Raw genomic sequence first — 15,791 nt, 5'->3', positions numbered from 1 at the left:
TTTAGAGCGCCTTGGCTGCGTAGTTAGGGCGCTTGGGCGCGGTTCTGACGTGGGTGGTGTAGAGCGTCAGGCCGGTCAGTGACAGACCGCCGATCAGGTTGCCGAGCACCACCGGTAGTTCATTCCAGATCAGGTAGTCCAGTAGCGAGAAATCGCCGCCCATGATCAGGCCCGAGGGGAACAGGAACATGTTGACCACCGAGTGCTCGAAGCCCATCGCGAAGAACAGCATGACAGGCATCCACATGGCGATGACTTTGCCGCTTACTGTGGTCGAGATCATCGCGCCAACCACGCCCAGCGAGACCATCCAGTTACAGAGCACTCCGCCGATGAATACGGTAAGCATCCCCGCCGCGCCGTACTGCTTGTAGCCCACGGTACGGTTCTCGCCGATGTTGGCAATCACTTGTCCGACTTCACCGGGTTCGATGGAAAAGCCATAGGTGAAGGTGATCGCCATCAGCACCGCGACAGTCAGGGCGCCGCAGAAGTTGCCGACGAACACAAAACCCCAGTGTTTCAGTACGCCGCCTATCGTTACGCCCGGACGCCGATCAATCAACGCCAGGGGTGTAAGGACAAACACGCCGGTAAGCAGGTCGAAGCCCAGCAGGTACAACATGCAGAAGCCGACCGGAAAAAGGATCGCACCGACAATCGGGACGCCGGTCTGTACTGAGATGGTCACGGCAAATACTGCCGCCAGAGCGAGAATGGCGCCGGCCATGAAGGCTCTGATCAGCACATCGCGGGTGGCCATGAAGATTTTTGATTCACCTGCATCGACCATTTTGGTGACGAATTCAGCGGGTACCAGATAAGACATAACAATTTACTCAGATATGTAAGAGGAGGTGTCGCGGAGGCATCAGGCCTCCGCGATTTCCACCAGATCACCGTTAAGACGCACAGGCCACGCCCGCAGGCGCTGTTCGGGATACTCCAGACAGCTGCCGTCCTTCAGGCGAAAGTGCTGCTTGTATAAAGGCGAGGCAATTACCAGCTCGCCCTTGAGGTTGCCGACGATGCCGCGGCCAATGACATTGGCGCCGGATTTCGGGTCGCGGTTTTCCAGTGCGAATATCTGTTCGCCCTGTTCCGTGCTTGGCAGGTGGAACAGCGCAACCTGCGCTTCGTCAAGCCAGGCCACCACGCCTGAGTTGGCGACCAGGTCGCGGCGTTCGCAAAGGGGGCGCCAGCTGATGGCGCGGGCGGTGTTATCAATATTCAGTTGGGTCATGACAGAGCCTCCTGGGTGACGGTAATCAGGTGCAGTTCGGATGCGCGGGCAGGGCGAGGCTGGCCGCGCTCCTTGACGAAATGAATGTCCGGATCGCCACGCTGGTCGTTGACGAAGGTGCGGAAGCGCTTGAGTTTCTCCGGATCCGCGATCGCGTTGGCCCATTCGCATTCGTAGCGATCAACGACCAGTTGCATCTGCGCCTCGAGTTCGTCGGCCAGACCCAGGCTGTCGTCGATGATGACTTCCTTGAGATAGTCGAGGCCGCCTTCAAGACTCTCGCGCCATACCGAGGTGCGCTGCAGCTTGTCGGCGGTGCGCACGTAGAACATCAGGAAGCGGTCGATGTAGCGGATCAGTGTCGCGTCATCCAGATCGGTGGCGAACAGCTCCGCGTGACGCGGACGCATGCCACCGTTGCCAGAAACGTACAGGTTCCAGCCGTTTTCAGTGGCGATCACGCCGATGTCCTTGCTCTGGGCTTCGGCGCATTCGCGGGTACAGCCGGAGACGCCGAACTTGATCTTGTGCGGCGCACGCAGGCCCTTGTAGCGATCCTCCAGGCGGATCGCCATGCCGACGCTGTCCTGCACGCCGTAGCGGCACCAGGTGCTGCCGACGCAGGATTTGACCGTGCGCAGCGACTTGCCATAGGCATGACCGGTTTCGAAGCCGGCCTCAATCAACTCGCCCCAGATATCCGGCAGCTGATGAAGTTGCGCGCCGAACAGGTCGATACGCTGGCCGCCGGTGATCTTGGTATAGAGATCGTATTTCTTCGCCACAGCGCCGAGGGTAATCAGCTTGTCCGGGGTGATTTCGCCACCGGCGATGCGCGGCACGATGGAGTAGGTGCCGTTTTTCTGCATGTTGGCCATGAAGGTGTCGTTGGTGTCCTGCAAGGGCACCAGCGTCGGATCGGTGATGGGCTGGTTCCAGCAGGAAGCGAGAATCGAGCCCACCGCCGGTTTGCAGATATCGCAGCCGATATGACCGCGACCGTGTTTGGCCAGCAGCTCGTCAAAGCGGGTAATGCTGTTCACCCGGACAATGTCATACAGCTCCTGACGGGTGTGAGCGAAGTGCTCGCAGAGGCTCTTGTCCACCTCGACCCCGCGGGCGCTCAGCTCGTGCTCGAACACCTGCTTGACCAGCGCCGCGCAGCCACCACAACCGGTCCCGGCCTTGGTCTGTGCCTTGAGCTCGCCGAGATCGGTACAGCCGGCATCGACTGCGCAGCACACCGCGCCCTTGCTGACGTTGTGACAGGAGCAGAGCGTGGCGGTATCGGGCAGTGCATCGGCGCCCAGCGTCGGTGCGCCCTCAGAGAGCGGCAGAATCAGGCTGGACGGGTCCGCCGGTAGCTTGATGCCGTTCTGCGCGTACTGCAGCAGGGTGTCGTAGTAACTGTTGTCGCCAACCAGAACCGCGCCGATAACGGTGCTGTTGTCGGCGGATACGACAAGCCGGCGATAGCTGTTGTTGGCTTCATCGATATAGCGATAGCTTTTCGCACCCGGTGTGGCGGCGTGCGCATCACCGATTGACCCCACGTCAACGCCGAGCAGTTTGAGCTTGGTCGACATGTCGGCGCCGGAGAAGGCTTCGTGCTGCTCGCCAACCAGCTGTAACGCCAGGTTGCGCGCCATGCTGTAGCCGGGGGCTACCAGGCCAAAGCAGCTGCCATTCCAGGAGGCGCACTCACCGATGGCGTAGATGGTCGGGTCGCTGCTGCGGAAATCGTCATCGATGATTACCCCGCCACGCTCGCCCACTTCCAGGCTTGCGCTGCGCGCCAGCGCATCCTGTGGGCGGATGCCGGCGGAGAAGACGATCAGGTCAGTTTCAAGATATTCACCGTCGTTGAAGTTCATCCGGTAGGCGTATTCCTCGCCCGGGACGATTTCGCTGGTAGCACGCGAAAGGTGTACGCCGACGCCAAGCGCCTCGATCCTTGCCTTAAGTGCGGCGCCGCCCAGGTCGTCCAGCTGTACCGGCATCAGCCGCGGAGCGAATTCCACCACGTGTGCTTCAAGGCCCAGTGACTTCAACGCATTGGCGGCTTCCAGCCCAAGCAGGCCGCCACCAACCACCACGCCGCGGCGAGCTTTGGCTGAGGCGTCGCGGATTGCATCCAGGTCATCCAGCGTGCGGTACACCAGGCGGGAGTTGCCTTCGGCACCCGGAATCGGCGGTACAAAGGGAAAGGAGCCGGTGGCCAGGACCAGGCGATCATAGCGCTGACGCCCGGCGCTGGTAACGATTTCCTGATTGTCGCGATCGATATCCAGCACCTGGACACCAAGGTGCAGGTGCACGCCGTGGGTGCCATACAGGTCTGCTTCGCACAGCGCCAAGGACTCCGCATCACGCCCACCGAAATACTCCGATAGATGCACACGGTCATAGGCGCGCTGGCGCTCCTCGCCATACACATGAATATCGTAATGCGCCATGGCACCGCGTTCGATCAATTGTTCCACGCAGTGATGGCCAACCATACCGTTACCGATGATGACTAGCGTTTCGCTCTTGATGGATGAAATGTCAGCTTTCATGGCCTTTCCTCAGTCAAGGCAATCCGGAACGCTGAGTCTCAAAGCGGCTCAGGCTTCGATCTGTCCCGGATATCGTTATTAACGCCACGGCGCGGACCGGCTTGATCACCCCTGGGTGGTTATGTAAAGGAGAGGGGGCGACGGCTGGTTGGCCTGGCAAGCTTACTAAGGGTTGAGCAAGGAGCGTGCCAGGGATGGCCTGCACCCTTCGGTCATCCCGTTGAGCTTTGCGCGAGCCGTTAATGACGCGGGTTCTGGCCAGGGAAGAAAAAATATGAACGATGCGCACCGGCACCGGTAGACCTCCCATGGTGCAAGACGATGAACCATAAGGGTGCGGTTCGACGCCTCGCTTCCCGGTATTGGTGCGCCATGTTGGGGCCTGAGCATGATGCTGAGCGAAGATAGTGCAGCGAAGGCTACGCCAGTGACTAGTGGCTCACGAGTATCGAAACGATTTCACCCGGCATTGAACTGATATCGAAACGCCCGGTCTTTATTTAAGCCAGCGCTGTTGACGGAAAAGTGACGACTAGTTAGCAAACATCAAGGGTGCCTAACGCTACAACCGATAGGGTCTGAAAAAGTTGGATTGCTAAACTTTCTCGGTTTGGAAAGTGCGGATAGTTAATCATTTATATATCCATTTTTGAAACTTTCCACGTTGTTCCGGAGGTAATGTTGTTGCCTCGCCCGGTGTCACTTCAGTTAGAGCTATATCGGAACTACATCCTGTATGGCGCGCGGATAGCCTTGTTCATGGACTGATCAGCTGCTTTGCCTGCTAAGCCGGGCATAAACGAAACAGCGATTTCGAGCTTTTTGGTGGGCGGCTGTCCGGGTTTGCAAAGGTAGTGAGTGGAGTCGGCTGGATACGATGGCCGGCACGGTGAATGGCTTGTTGCGCATCTGTTGGTTATCTATCTAAAGGAAGCAGGCGGAAGGGATTACGTAAATAACAATAGAGGGTGAAAACGTGTCCTTATCTATCTCTGTATCTGCGGCGTATTTCATAAGAAAGCTGTCCTGTGCTCTTTTAGTCTCGATTCCGGTAATGTTGATTACCGGTTGTAACGGTATTCCGGTTCCAGTGTCTCCAATAAACGAGCCGCAGGGGCGCTCTGTTGTGTTGTCTGGTTTTCCTGCACCCGGGTTCTTTATGGCCACTGCTACTCAGTGGAACGAAGAGTACGCGGTGACCACGCGACATACGCCGTTTCTCACTAATGTCGCTCATCAATGTACATCGGGCTGTGATCTGGTATTCCTCAAACGCAAGGCGGAGGACGGCGCGCCGCAATGGCGAAATGCAGTCCCGGGAGAAGAAGTGATCGCCTCGGGTGTGAGCCCCTTTCTGATAACAGTCCAGGGTAGGGGTACGGCGAAATCCACTCGGGTTGTTATCCGCGACCATCCGCCGGAAGTGCTTGCGGCTGTTCACGATGCGCCCGTAGTTAAAGGAATGTCCGGCGGACCTGTTTATGGCGCAGATGGACAAGTGCTCGGAATGACCCTGGGTATGGGGACAGATGTGATCTTCTCCGATACGCATGATCCTCTCAGTGCGGCCCATGGCGATCGCCTGAGCTTTTACATGCCTTATGAGGAGATCCGGAAGGAGTGGGAGCGGTATCAGGTTATCCAGGCGCGAAGAGCCGAGGACGACAAAGCGCCAGACAGCTTGTTTGCGAGTTCGGACTGACCGCAATGGATTATCGATAGCCAACCAGGCATGTGCTCGGCTGGGTTGGATGGTCGCGATGTCGGGGAACAAAAGCGGTGATCCCCGGCATGCGGGCCCTCAACGGCGTTCGGGTAGCGGCGGTCGGCCCTGCTGGCGCAGGACATGGTTAACCACCGGTTCGAGCATAGACATGACCGTGAGATAGCCTGGTAAGGAATCGACCAGGATAAGGTCGAAGTTGTCGCCATCTATGTTGACGTCGAACATCCAGCGCGCACCGGCCATTTCCTCCTGCCCGCCCTTTTCCCAGCGGCGATACATGGTGTAGACGTCCAGTACTTCGTCATATTTGCCGAAGCCCAGCCTGCCGAAAAATTCATCATTGGAATCGTCCTCGTCCTGCCAGTCGGCGCCGACGATATGCTCGAGGTCGTTTGCCACCCAGACCAACTGGCCCTGCTCTACCTTGTAAATTGCCATGCCGTTGCTCCACCACCGATACGTACGATGCCGCAATGATATCACTATGACATTCATGTGCTGGACAATTCGACGATTGGCTTGCGATAGGGTTATGGCCGATGAGCTTGAGCTTGCGCGGTGCGGTGAAACCGGTACAGTCGAAATCTTCATTGCTTCTGACCAGGAAAATAGCCATGGCATCAATCTATGATATTCCCGTGCAATCCATCGATGGCGAACAGACCACGCTCGCACCTTACAAAGGCAAGGTGTTGCTGGTCGTCAACGTGGCGTCCAAATGCGGTCTGACGCCACAGTACGAGGGACTGGAGAAGCTGTACGAGAACCGCCGCGCCGAGGGTCTCGAAGTGCTGGGATTCCCAGCCAACAATTTCAAGGAGCAGGAGCCCGGCACCGATGCCGAGATCCAGGAGTTCTGCACCCTGACCTACAAGGTTCAGTTCCCTTTATTCAGCAAGATTTCGGTGGCCGGAGAGGATCGCCATCCGCTCTACAGCCAGTTGACCGAGGCGCTGCCGCGTGCCACTGGCGAGGGTCCGATGCGGGATCGTCTCTCCGGTTTCGGTATCCAGACCAACGCTGAGCCCGAGGTGCTGTGGAATTTCGAAAAGTTTGTTGTTTCCCGGGATGGCAAGGTGGTTGCCCGCTTCGCGCCGGATGTGGCACCCGAAGACGCGCGCATTCAGGAAGTCATTGACGCCGAGCTAGCCAGAAAGTAACCCCGTCGGGCGATATCAACCCGCGCCGTCAAGGCCGACCACTGTGGGTGCTCCAGCTCCGATCAGCTGGTCGATCAGCCGGACCAGTGTCGAGCCGTCCTCACCGACCAGCACGGCGAGTTGTTTCTGGCTCAGCCCATCACCCGCTTCGTCCATCCGGATGCGCGGCGCCCAGCTGGCGCCATTGATACCGGCGGACCGCCGGTGATCGGGCGCTCGCCGCAGCCGGGCGGACATGGCGGACTGCGAACCAAAGCCTGGTCTTGCGGCATGTTCTGCCGTAAAAAAACAGATGGGCGCTTCCAGACATGCGTGCAGAATGCGATGAGTGGCTCGCCTGGGGCGCGACTGTCGCGCAGAGCCTATACTCAATCTCATCCGTGCTCCCTACGGCGGCGCAATCCAGCTTGCCCTAGGGCATGTAACCGACTGGAGCTCGATATGCTGCATGACAACTCCACCCGCTACGGCAGCGTCACGCGCTGGTTCCACTGGCTGATGACACTGCTGATCATTCAGCAGTTCTTCAAACTGACAGACCGGATAGGCGAGGGCGAACACTGGCTGGGCGATAACTTCGGCCCGTGGCATGTCTCCATTGGCGTGCTGGTGTTGACGCTGGTTGTACTACGCATCGCGTGGGTGCTGAGTCAGCTCGGGCATCGCCCCGTCCACCGCGGCCCCACGGCACCCTTTGTCCGCCTGGGGCACTTCGTGTTGTACGTCATCATGTTGCTGATGCCCGTCACCGGTATCTCTTACATGCTAGGCAATGGCTACGGATTAACCGTTTTTGGAATGGAACTGGCCGAACGTACCGACATCGAAACGCCGTGGCTGGCCAATATTGGTAGCGTGCACTCACCGCTTGCCTGGCTATTTCTGGGAATGGTGCTAGGGCACACTATCGCCGCGTTCTATCATCACTGGGCCCTGCGCGACGACACCATCAAAAGGATGCTCTGATCCTTGGCTACACGAGCAACACGCGTTCCGTTCAGTTATTCTTCCGCTCTGATCGGCCATCAGTAAATCCGAGCATGGTGGTCAACGGGACGTTCCTCACTGCGGAAGTGGTATGCAGCCTCAACTGATCATTTGCGAACACTGCGATTCGGTATATCAACGTCCGGCGCTGGCCCCGAAGCAAACCGCGCACTGCCAGCGTTGCGGTGCGCTGCTGGAGCGCGGCCGGCATCTGACTACCGATCAGCTGCTGGCGCTTACCGTTGCCGCGGCGATTCTGTTCATGCTGGCCAACGCCTTTCCCATTGTCGAGATAAGCATGCAGGGACTGAGCAATGAGGCCACCCTGTGGGCGAGTGTCGAAGCCCTGGCTGAAGGTCGCATCACCATCATCGCGCTGGTCACTGGCTTGAGCATTATCTTCGCGCCCGCATTGCAGATCATTCTGCTCGGATGGGTGCTCTATCACGCCCGCAGCGGGCGCATAGCGCCGGGCTTTCGCACCTGCATGCGCGCGCTGGAGCATCTGCGCCCGTGGAGCATGCTCGAGGTCTGTCTGCTGGGCATCCTGATCGCCATCATCAAGCTGGCGGGCATGCTGGAGGTGCATGCCGGTCTCGGCCTGTGGGCGATGGCCATGCTTACGGTGTTGATTATCCTCATCAGCGGCCGGGATGTGCGGGACTTGTGGAATGAGCTACAGGTACCGGTGCGATGAGTTCACCCCCCTTTGCCAGCGAACTGGACCTGCAGCTGTGTCACGATTGTGGTCAGGTGTGTCAGTCGGGAGCTATCGAATGTCCGCGCTGCGATGCGCTATTGCATCACCGCAAGCCAGACAGCCTTGCCCGAACCTGGGCGCTGCTGATCACGGCGCTGATCCTGTACGTGCCCGCCAATCTGCTTCCGGTCATGTATACCGACATGTTCGGCAGTGGCAGCGAAAACACCATCCTCAGCGGGGTGATTGAATTCTGGCGGGATGGCTCGTGGGATATCGCAGTGATCATTTTTATCGCGAGCGTAGTGGTCCCCTGCGCAAAATTCCTGGTGCTTGGAGTGCTGTTGGTGACGGTCCAGCGCCGCAGTCGCTGGGCCATGCGCGAGCGAGCGCGGTTGTATCGCTTCATTGAGACTATCGGCTACTGGTCGATGCTGGACGTTCTGGTCGTTGCGCTGGTGGCCGCCCTGGTGCAGTTTCGCGCCTTGAGCACCATTGAGCCGCGGCTGGGCATATTGTTTTTCGGTCTGGTTGTCGTCCTGACGATGATCGCCGCGATGACTTTCGATCCGCGACTGATATGGGATGCAGAGATAAACGATGACAGACACGCCTGAGCATAACGCCGCTTCGAGTGCCGGACACCCTGAAATAAGGCAGCGTCGTGTGCGTATTTCGCTGATCTGGCTGGTGCCGATCGTGGCGGCCCTGGTCGGACTTTCAATGGTGGTGCAAAGCTGGCTGTCGGCGGGGCCGCAAATCACCGTGAGCTTCGAAACAGCCGAAGGTCTCGAGGCCAACAAGACCGAGGTCAAATACAAGAACGTGGTGATCGGCCGGGTGACCGGGATCAACCTGACCGAGGATCAGACCCGCGTGGTTGCGACCATTGATCTTGACCAGGGAACCGAACCCTTCACCCGCGAGGATGCGCATTTCTGGGTGGTCCGCCCGCGTATCGGTGCCAGCGGCGTGTCGGGCATTGGTACGCTGTTATCGGGTGCATACATCGGCGCCGACCCTGGTCAGGCAACTGAGACTCGCCGTGAGTTTCTCGGGCTTGAAGCCCCGCCTGCGGTGACATTCGGCGTCGAGGGTAAACGTTTCACATTGCGCACCGGGGATCTGGGTTCGTTGGGGATCGGTTCGCCACTGTATTTCCGCCGGATCCCGGTAGGCCAGGTGGTGTCCTACACTTTGACCGGCGACGGCAAGGGCGTCGAAGTGCAGGTGTTTGTTAACGCGCCCTATGACGAGTTCGTTACCGACGACACGCGTTTCTGGAACGCCAGCGGGGTCGATGTGTCAGTGGCGGCCGATGGGTTGAAGGTCAATACCGAGTCCTTGTCGGCGATTCTTGCCGGCGGTATTGCTTTCCGCGCGCCAAACTACAGCCCCAACGCGATGTCGGCGGAAGAGGGCAGGGAGTTCACACTGTACAACAATGTGCGGCAAGCGATGGCGCCGAGCGATGGCCCGCCTCATTTCGTGCAGATGCGCTTTGATCAGACCCTGCGTGGGCTGAATGTCGACGCCCCGGTAGAGTTTCTCGGTGTACCGATTGGTCAGGTGGTTTCAGTGAAGCTCGACTATGACGAGCAAAGCCAGAGCTTTCCGGTGGTAGTCGGAGCGGTGGTGTATCCGAATCGCCTGGGTGACGCCTACGACAAGCTGCTGGAACGTCTTGGTAGCGATTCCGAACAGGACACCGTTCGCCTGTTCCAGCTATTGGTAGAGCGGGGCCTGCGTGCCCAGGCGAAAACCGGCAATCTGCTCACTGGCCAACTGTATATATCGCTCGATTTCGATCGCAAGGCGCCAGCGGTCGTGTTTGATGCCAATGCCCGACCGCTGACCATCCCGACCATTGCCGGCCGATTCGACAAATTGCAGGATCAGCTCCAGGAGATAGTCGACAAACTCAGCAGGCTGCCCATCGAGTCGCTGGTCGACAACCTCGATGGCAGTCTCAGTGAGCTGCGCTCGACGCTCAAGCAGGTCAACGCCGATGTGCTGCCGCAGTTACAGCGCACATTGGAGCAGTCTGAGCAGACATTGCAGAACGCCAATCAGTCCCTCGCACCCGACTCGCCAGAGCGTCAGGAGCTGGGCAACACCCTCAGGGAAGTCCAGCGGGCAGTGCGCTCTGTACGGGTCTTGTCGGATTACCTTGGCCGTCACCCGGAGGCCCTGCTTCGTGGGCGGAACGACGGCGCCGCGCCGGGCAGCTTCGAAGGTGGCGCCACCTCGCGTGAACTTAACCCGGAGCCCCAGCCATGAACCTGTCTTTTCGCCTGTTACTTGTCTGCGGCCTGTCCACGCTGGTTGCCTGCACCGCATCCCCGGTTCGCTATCACACCCTGATCCCTGTGCAACCGAAGGCCAGCGCGCAGAGCGCCGCGCCGGCGGATTTTCAGCTGCAAGTCATGCCCGTGCGCATCCCGCTGCAGGTGGATCAGCCCAGTCTGGTAGTGCGGGAAAGCGACGGTCAGCTGCTGATTCTGGAAAGCGCACTCTGGGCGTCTCCGCCGGCTGACGAATTTCACGACGCCCTGGCCTTCGAGCTGGAACAGCGCTTCGGCGTCCGCGATCTCGCCGGCCTGCCCGGCACCACGGGTCAGCCGGTATTGAGCGTACGTGCCGATGTGCGCCGCTTTGATTCCTTGCCCGGCCGGCATGCTGCGCTGGATGTGGTGTGGAGCCTGGAGCTGAGCAGCCCGGATAGCGAACGCCGTCGCCTGACCTGCGCCAGCGTGGTCGAACAGCCAGCCGGCGTTGAGGTGGAAAGCCTGGTGCGGGCGCATCAGCACGCCATCGCTGCGCTCGCCGATGAGATGGCCGAAACAGCGCGCCGATGGGCCTCCAGTAGCGCAGCAACCTGTCCCTAGGGCCACCAACGCGTATCAGGCAGACGGTGTGCTCAAGCCGCCGTTTGCTTCACAGACCCTAGATCGCGATGGAAGGTAGGCATTATCTACGCCCTGGGTGAACTCCCCTGTCCAGAGCTGCTCTCAATTTGAAGGTCATATCCCTTAGAGTTCCTAACGCTTAACGGAGGATTCATGTCCTTTCGTAATCAAAGTAGGTCGACCAATGCCTTGGCTGGTGCGGTAGCCGGAGCTGCCGCTGGGGCATTGGCTGTCTGGGTGATGGATCGGGTCGACTGGTTTGCATACAACCGTGAATCTGAACAGGCCAGACAGCGCACAATCGCGGCGCGTCCCGGCGGCATGGACCCTGGCCACGTTCTGGCAAGCAAGGTCGCAGGCGCTGTCGGAAAGGAAATCACCCAGCCGCATCCCGCCGGAATATCCGCTCATTATGTGTTTGGTATGGCGCCCGCTGCGGTCTATGGAGCGCTATACGACAGCGTCCCTGCCTTGAGCGCCGGAAAGGGAACCCTGTTCGGGCTCGGGATGTTTCTTATGCATGACGAAGGGCTGAACGCCCTATCAGGATTGTCAGGCAAGCCGCAGGCGTATCCCTGGCAAGCCCATGCCCGAGGGTTTCTCGCGCACCTGGTGTATGGCGTGGTATTGGACATCGGCGTGAGGCAAGCCAGAAAGCTGCTGAGGTGAGCGAAACAACGCGAGATGACAACAACCGCAAATGAACGGAGATCCTGGCATGTCCACAACATCCGCAAGCCAAACCATTCAAAGCTGGCCCGAACAATCACGTGAAGCCGCCCAGCTGGTAATCGATCAGCATGGTGAGCCCGATGAGGTCACCGATTCGCAATTTGTATGGCACCAGCGCGAACCCTGGAAACGTATTGTCGCCACCAAGGCCTATTTCAAGCACAACTTCCCGACTGAGCACATCGATTCGGTCGCGACATTCATCGACTATCGGGTCCCGGTCGACAAGTTCAGCGATCTTGCCGCGTTCGATGGAAGCATCAAAATAGAGCGGACCTCGGGCGAGGTGTCGGCTCGCTGCCATGACGAGCAGGCCAATATGCTCGCGCTCAACCTGATGCATGACATCGTGACCGGCGCGAAAAACGTCGATGAGGCGCGGTCGTACTATGCCGAAGAGTTTCTTAACTACCGACGCAAGCAACCGACGCCTTATATGGAAAAACTCCACTTTTCGCCAGGCGATGCGAGTGCAGCCGACCCCGATGTGCGGCTGCTGTCCGATGAGGATCTTCAGAAAGCCATCGATGAGGGCAAGAGCCGCGGCTAGGTAAACCAGCAGAAACGGGGCGGGTTGTGAACGACGTTGGGATTTTTGACCGGTCGATGTATGCGGCCTGATGTGCTCGTCATAGGGGCCGGCGTGGCTGGGCTGGCCTGTGCAACCTTGCTGGCTGACAACGGGCTGCGCGTGCTTGTGCTCGAAGCGGCTGACATTCCCGGCGGCAGGGCCCGCAGCTGGACCGATCCGGAGACCGGCGACGTTGTGGATATCGGCCCGCATGTCCTGCTGAACAAATATAGCAATATGCTGGCCTGGCTGGAACGACTGGGCACCGCCGGCCATATCTACTGGCAGACCGACGAACTGCTCACCGTGGTCGACAAACATCGGCCCATTCACTTCAAGGTCGGCGGTTTGCCGGCACCCTTGCACTGGGTGCGTAACCTCAGGCGTATCCTGCCGAGCGTACCCTTGCGCCGCTTGCTGACTAATAGCCGGGTCGGCTGGCAGGTGCTGCGCAGTACCGGTGATGATCTGCTGGCGCTGGACCAGCGTACCGGACGCGATTACCTGGAAGAGATGGGCGTGAGCCCCGAATTTATCGACTGGTTCTGGGCCTCGGCGGCAATCGCTTTTCTCAATGTGCCGATAGAAGACTGTTCGGCGGCGGCGCTGATGCGAATAATTGCTCAGGCGCTGGGCCACAACGACGTGGCTTTTGGCATCTCGCAGACAGGCCTGAATGATCTATACGCCTGGCCTGCCATTCGGTATATCGAAAAGCGCGGCGGCGAAGTCAGGCTGAATAATCCCGCCGATTCGGTGGTTTATCGCAGCGGCCATCCGGTGGGGGTTGCGCTGGCAGACGGAAGCCAGATCGATGCACCGAGCATCGTGCTGGCCGTGCCGCCCACGGCGATCGCTGCACTGCTCCCTGATACCCATCCGCTGGTTTCAGTATCGCGGCGCTTTCGGCCCAGCCCTTATATCAGCTGCTATTTATGGTTTGATCGCAAAATCACTGAAACGCCCTTCTGGGCGCGGCCCTGGTCGCCAGACGAGCTCAATACCGACTTTTACGACTTGTCGAATGTACGCACCAGTAGCACCGGCCCTGGCTCAATGATCGCCACCAACATCATTTACAGTGATCGGGTAGCGCATCTGTCCGACGCGGAGATCATCAGCGCCACCATCGAGGAAATCGCCGACTTCGCGCCGCAGGTCAAGCAGGCTCGGCTGATCGCGCAGGCGGTACACCGAATTCCAATGTCGATTCCCTGTGCGCTGCCTGGGATCGAGGAATTGCGTCCCGCCACGCGTGTGGAGCGCGGTCTGTTTCTCGCCGGAGACTGGATCGATACCGGATTGCCGTTCTGCATGGAAAGTGCAGTCCGCGCCGGGGCCATGGCCGCCGAAGCCGTGCTTGCCGAGCGCGGCGTGGGTGCTGCGCTGGCCAAGCCTTTACCGGTTCCGGGCGGGATAGGGCGCCTGCTGCGCCGGGACAGCGGCGACCGCCAGCGGGTGCAGGGCGGCTATAACCCGAAACGCCCCTGAAGCGAATCCATTCCCAGGCTGACAAATGGGGTTCGGCCATGCAGGAATGCCAGGGGTCCGGATGCAGGAAAGTCCCACAGTGCACGGCCTGAACGTGCCTTGCCTTTGACAGCGCATCGGGTGCGGATCGGTCCGCCTGCGCCGCTTTGAATGGTAAAACCCTGCAGCGGCAGCGTACCGGGAATATCAAAGCGCGATTCAAACTGCAGCGAGGCGAGCGTATTGCCTTGCTGGTCTGTAGCCCGCACTGCCGCGCCCCGGCCGAGCGCAGAGAGTTCGCCCGCGAAATTCGCTAACTCCTTGGGTATGGCCCAGAGGCGTCTGCCGCCTGCGGCTGCAAGCGGATCGCTGACCCAGATATTGATAATGCTGCAGGCCGGGTTGAGCAGGCCTGCGCCGCGCGCCATTACCGCAACCGCCAGCTCGTCGTAGCTCAGCGTGCCGCCAGGTGCGTAGCGGGCCCACAGGGTTGCGACCAGCGTGTGGCCAGCCACGTCGACAAAGCGAATGCCTGGTGCAGGGTCCGGCAACGCCTCGGTTGGCAGTCGCCACAGCGAAACACAGGCCGAACCCTGTAGCTGCCATGGCGCCGGCGGTATGTCATGTTCAGCGATGTTTTCGATTCCGGATGATTGCATATGCCACCCCAATGGTTGCCTGTAACCAATAAGACCCGTTATGAGCGCTGTGGATCCCGGCGGGATGGGCGGCATGAACTTTCATTGTGGTCCCTGTCGTAACAGGAACACTGTTTCATAACTGGAGGCTGTAATGAGCAATTCCCTGAACGGCAAACGCGTCGCCCTGTTGGTCACCGACGGCTTCGAGCAGGTTGAGCTGACTGGCCCCAAACAAGCGCTTGAAGACGCCGGCGCGACAACCGAGATTCTGTCGAACACGAGCGGCAAGGTGAAAGGCTGGAATCACACGGATCCCGCGGATGACTTCGATGTGGACAAGACCTTCGATGCGGCGAAGATTGAAGACTATGACGCCATCGTGCTACCCGGCGGTGTGGTCAATGGCGACAATATTCGCCTGGAAGAATCGGCCAAACTTCTGGTTAGCGGAGCAGCCGGCGCCGACAAGGTCATCGCAGTGATCTGCCACGGCGGTTGGATTCTCGCTTCGACCGACCTGGTACGCGGCAAGACCATGACCAGCTGGCCATCGCTGGCTGACGATCTGCGCAACGCTGGCGCCGACTGGGTCGATAAGGAAGTGGTTGTAGACGGCAAGCTGATCAGTAGCCGCAAACCCGACGATCTGGACGCGTTCAACAAGGCGCTTGTGTCTGCCCTGGGAGGTTAGGGCGTCGTCGCTTCGTGCGGGGCTTGACCATGACATGGTGTCAAGGAGGAGGATTGAAGCCTGTCGATTGCCGGCGTGATTGAGGAGCAAGCTATGAGCACCGTTTTTCTACAAGTCGAAGGTATGAACTGTGGTTCGTGCGTCAAACATGTCACCAAAGCGCTGAACGAGGTGCCTGGCGTGAACGATGTGGCAGTGGATCTTGACGCAGGGCGGGCGACCGTCGAAGGCAGCGCGGACTCGTCAGCGCTGACTGCAGCCCTCAAGGACGCCGGGTATCCCGCCACGGTGGACGAATCGGCCAAGCCAGCTTGAGGTCCGGTTCAGGCAGCGCGCTGCCTGCCTGAACTGCCTAGCGCGCCTTGTCGGCAGGCATGTCCGGAACTCCCTCGGCTGCGCTGAA

At 59.5% G+C, this 15,791-nt stretch carries 18 protein-coding genes; 12 read left to right on the top strand and 6 right to left on the bottom strand.

What is annotated here, in order from left to right; genetic code table 11:
* Position 1 precedes the first annotated feature (1 nt).
* From G3M63_RS04040 to nirB, 3 genes are read right to left on the bottom strand one after another with little or no spacing between them, the layout of a single operon-like run.
* A complete protein-coding gene (locus G3M63_RS04040) occupies positions 2 to 829 on the bottom strand; it encodes a formate/nitrite transporter family protein (RefSeq protein WP_150299854.1) in 828 nt (275 codons plus the stop codon).
* A gap of 42 nt (positions 830 to 871) precedes the next feature.
* Positions 872 to 1,243, bottom strand: coding sequence for a nitrite reductase small subunit NirD (gene nirD, locus G3M63_RS04035; RefSeq protein ID WP_150299853.1), 372 nt, complete (start codon positions 1,241 to 1,243; stop codon positions 872 to 874).
* Positions 1,240 to 3,801 carry a nitrite reductase large subunit NirB gene (gene nirB / locus G3M63_RS04030; RefSeq protein WP_163981929.1) on the bottom strand — a complete coding sequence of 854 codons (2,562 nt, stop codon included), beginning with the start codon at positions 3,799 to 3,801 and terminating at the stop codon, positions 1,240 to 1,242. Before nirB ends, nirD begins: the two co-directional genes overlap by 4 nt.
* A 1,159-nt stretch (positions 3,802 to 4,960) precedes the next feature.
* Between nirB and G3M63_RS04025 the strand changes: the two genes are divergently transcribed.
* On the top strand, positions 4,961 to 5,503 hold the full coding sequence (locus tag G3M63_RS04025) for a trypsin-like peptidase domain-containing protein (RefSeq protein WP_163981928.1): 543 nt from the start codon (positions 4,961 to 4,963) through the stop codon (positions 5,501 to 5,503).
* 99 nt (positions 5,504 to 5,602) lie between these two features.
* Here the strand turns inward: G3M63_RS04025 and G3M63_RS04020 are convergent, their stop codons facing one another.
* Positions 5,603 to 5,965 (bottom strand): hypothetical protein, encoded by a 363-nt coding sequence (locus tag G3M63_RS04020; RefSeq protein ID WP_163981927.1) that lies wholly within the window; start codon positions 5,963 to 5,965, stop codon positions 5,603 to 5,605.
* Positions 5,966 to 6,141: 176 nt separating this feature from the next.
* Here G3M63_RS04020 and G3M63_RS04015 point away from each other — a divergent pair, with 176 nt between their 5' ends.
* Positions 6,142 to 6,687, top strand: coding sequence for a glutathione peroxidase (locus G3M63_RS04015; protein ID WP_163981926.1), 546 nt, complete (start codon positions 6,142 to 6,144; stop codon positions 6,685 to 6,687).
* A 15-nt stretch (positions 6,688 to 6,702) separates the two neighbouring features.
* Here G3M63_RS04015 and G3M63_RS04010 read toward each other — a convergent pair whose 3' ends face one another.
* Positions 6,703 to 7,065, bottom strand: a complete 363-nt coding sequence (locus G3M63_RS04010; protein WP_163981925.1) for a hypothetical protein — start codon at positions 7,063 to 7,065, stop codon at positions 6,703 to 6,705.
* A 63-nt stretch (positions 7,066 to 7,128) separates the two neighbouring features.
* On the opposite strand from G3M63_RS04010, the gene G3M63_RS04005 reads away from it, so the two are divergent.
* The 8 genes from G3M63_RS04005 to G3M63_RS03970 all read left to right on the top strand — a co-directional run bounded on the left by G3M63_RS04005 (position 7,129) and on the right by G3M63_RS03970 (position 14,077).
* Positions 7,129 to 7,653 carry a cytochrome b gene (locus tag G3M63_RS04005; RefSeq protein ID WP_178100941.1) on the top strand — a complete coding sequence of 175 codons (525 nt, stop codon included), beginning with the start codon at positions 7,129 to 7,131 and terminating at the stop codon, positions 7,651 to 7,653.
* A gap of 112 nt (positions 7,654 to 7,765) precedes the next feature.
* A complete protein-coding gene (locus tag G3M63_RS04000) occupies positions 7,766 to 8,371 on the top strand; it encodes a paraquat-inducible protein A (RefSeq protein ID WP_163981924.1) in 606 nt (201 codons plus the stop codon).
* Entirely contained in the window at positions 8,368 to 8,991 is a 624-nt protein-coding gene (locus tag G3M63_RS03995; RefSeq protein ID WP_150299846.1) for a paraquat-inducible protein A, read from the top strand. Before G3M63_RS04000 ends, G3M63_RS03995 begins: the two co-directional genes overlap by 4 nt.
* Positions 8,975 to 10,654, top strand: a complete 1,680-nt coding sequence (locus G3M63_RS03990) for an intermembrane transport protein PqiB (RefSeq protein ID WP_163981923.1) — start codon at positions 8,975 to 8,977, stop codon at positions 10,652 to 10,654. The genes G3M63_RS03995 and G3M63_RS03990 overlap by 17 nt, the downstream gene beginning before the upstream one ends.
* The gene (locus G3M63_RS03985) at positions 10,651 to 11,262 is read left to right on the top strand and encodes a membrane integrity-associated transporter subunit PqiC (protein ID WP_150299844.1); all 612 of its coding nucleotides are present in this window, start codon (positions 10,651 to 10,653) and stop codon (positions 11,260 to 11,262) included. The genes G3M63_RS03990 and G3M63_RS03985 overlap by 4 nt, the downstream gene beginning before the upstream one ends.
* Before the next feature lie 174 nt (positions 11,263 to 11,436).
* A complete protein-coding gene (locus G3M63_RS03980) occupies positions 11,437 to 11,952 on the top strand; it encodes a DUF1440 domain-containing protein (RefSeq protein WP_163981922.1) in 516 nt (171 codons plus the stop codon).
* Positions 11,953 to 12,001: 49 nt separating this feature from the next.
* On the top strand, positions 12,002 to 12,565 hold the full coding sequence (locus G3M63_RS03975) for a hypothetical protein (RefSeq protein ID WP_163981921.1): 564 nt from the start codon (positions 12,002 to 12,004) through the stop codon (positions 12,563 to 12,565).
* A gap of 60 nt (positions 12,566 to 12,625) precedes the next feature.
* Positions 12,626 to 14,077 carry an FAD-dependent oxidoreductase gene (locus G3M63_RS03970; protein WP_163981920.1) on the top strand — a complete coding sequence of 484 codons (1,452 nt, stop codon included), beginning with the start codon at positions 12,626 to 12,628 and terminating at the stop codon, positions 14,075 to 14,077.
* Here the strand turns inward: G3M63_RS03970 and G3M63_RS03965 are convergent.
* A complete protein-coding gene (locus G3M63_RS03965; protein ID WP_163981919.1) occupies positions 14,056 to 14,715 on the bottom strand; it encodes an acetoacetate decarboxylase family protein in 660 nt (219 codons plus the stop codon). The two genes, G3M63_RS03970 and G3M63_RS03965, sit on opposite strands and share 22 nt — an antisense overlap.
* Before the next feature lie 133 nt (positions 14,716 to 14,848).
* Between G3M63_RS03965 and G3M63_RS03960 the strand changes: the two genes are divergently transcribed.
* Both G3M63_RS03960 and G3M63_RS03955 read left to right on the top strand, forming a co-directional pair.
* The gene (locus G3M63_RS03960; RefSeq protein ID WP_150299839.1) at positions 14,849 to 15,388 is read left to right on the top strand and encodes a type 1 glutamine amidotransferase domain-containing protein; all 540 of its coding nucleotides are present in this window, start codon (positions 14,849 to 14,851) and stop codon (positions 15,386 to 15,388) included.
* A gap of 93 nt (positions 15,389 to 15,481) precedes the next feature.
* Positions 15,482 to 15,703 carry a heavy-metal-associated domain-containing protein gene (locus G3M63_RS03955; protein WP_163981918.1) on the top strand — a complete coding sequence of 74 codons (222 nt, stop codon included), beginning with the start codon at positions 15,482 to 15,484 and terminating at the stop codon, positions 15,701 to 15,703.
* The last annotated feature ends 88 nt before the right edge of the window (positions 15,704 to 15,791 follow it).

The organism is Pseudomonas sp. OIL-1 (genome assembly GCF_010669185.1).
Taxonomy (GTDB): Bacteria; Pseudomonadota; Gammaproteobacteria; order Pseudomonadales; family Pseudomonadaceae; genus Halopseudomonas; species Halopseudomonas profundi.
The sequence above is the reverse complement of the archived record's forward strand: the minus strand, read 5'-3'. Positions and strand labels throughout refer to the sequence as shown.

Bases quoted from the DNA above. Each gene is read 5' to 3' on its own strand.
- G3M63_RS04040 (WP_150299854.1), bottom strand. From the start codon at position 829: ATGTCTTATCTGGTACCCGCTGAATTCGTCACCAAAATGGTCGATGCA.
- nirD (WP_150299853.1), bottom strand. From the start codon at position 1,243: ATGACCCAACTGAATATTGATAACACCGCCCGCGCCATCAGCTGGCGC.
- nirB (WP_163981929.1), bottom strand. From the start codon at position 3,801: ATGAAAGCTGACATTTCATCCATCAAGAGCGAAACGCTAGTCATCATC.
- G3M63_RS04025 (WP_163981928.1), top strand. From the start codon at position 4,961: ATGGCCACTGCTACTCAGTGGAACGAAGAGTACGCGGTGACCACGCGA.
- G3M63_RS04020 (WP_163981927.1), bottom strand. From the start codon at position 5,965: ATGGCAATTTACAAGGTAGAGCAGGGCCAGTTGGTCTGGGTGGCAAAC.
- G3M63_RS04015 (WP_163981926.1), top strand. From the start codon at position 6,142: ATGGCATCAATCTATGATATTCCCGTGCAATCCATCGATGGCGAACAG.
- G3M63_RS04010 (WP_163981925.1), bottom strand. From the start codon at position 7,065: ATGAGATTGAGTATAGGCTCTGCGCGACAGTCGCGCCCCAGGCGAGCC.
- G3M63_RS04005 (WP_178100941.1), top strand. From the start codon at position 7,129: ATGCTGCATGACAACTCCACCCGCTACGGCAGCGTCACGCGCTGGTTC.
- G3M63_RS04000 (WP_163981924.1), top strand. From the start codon at position 7,766: ATGCAGCCTCAACTGATCATTTGCGAACACTGCGATTCGGTATATCAA.
- G3M63_RS03995 (WP_150299846.1), top strand. From the start codon at position 8,368: ATGAGTTCACCCCCCTTTGCCAGCGAACTGGACCTGCAGCTGTGTCAC.
- G3M63_RS03990 (WP_163981923.1), top strand. From the start codon at position 8,975: ATGACAGACACGCCTGAGCATAACGCCGCTTCGAGTGCCGGACACCCT.
- G3M63_RS03985 (WP_150299844.1), top strand. From the start codon at position 10,651: ATGAACCTGTCTTTTCGCCTGTTACTTGTCTGCGGCCTGTCCACGCTG.
- G3M63_RS03980 (WP_163981922.1), top strand. From the start codon at position 11,437: ATGTCCTTTCGTAATCAAAGTAGGTCGACCAATGCCTTGGCTGGTGCG.
- G3M63_RS03975 (WP_163981921.1), top strand. From the start codon at position 12,002: ATGTCCACAACATCCGCAAGCCAAACCATTCAAAGCTGGCCCGAACAA.
- G3M63_RS03970 (WP_163981920.1), top strand. From the start codon at position 12,626: ATGCGGCCTGATGTGCTCGTCATAGGGGCCGGCGTGGCTGGGCTGGCC.
- G3M63_RS03965 (WP_163981919.1), bottom strand. From the start codon at position 14,715: ATGCAATCATCCGGAATCGAAAACATCGCTGAACATGACATACCGCCG.
- G3M63_RS03960 (WP_150299839.1), top strand. From the start codon at position 14,849: ATGAGCAATTCCCTGAACGGCAAACGCGTCGCCCTGTTGGTCACCGAC.
- G3M63_RS03955 (WP_163981918.1), top strand. From the start codon at position 15,482: ATGAGCACCGTTTTTCTACAAGTCGAAGGTATGAACTGTGGTTCGTGC.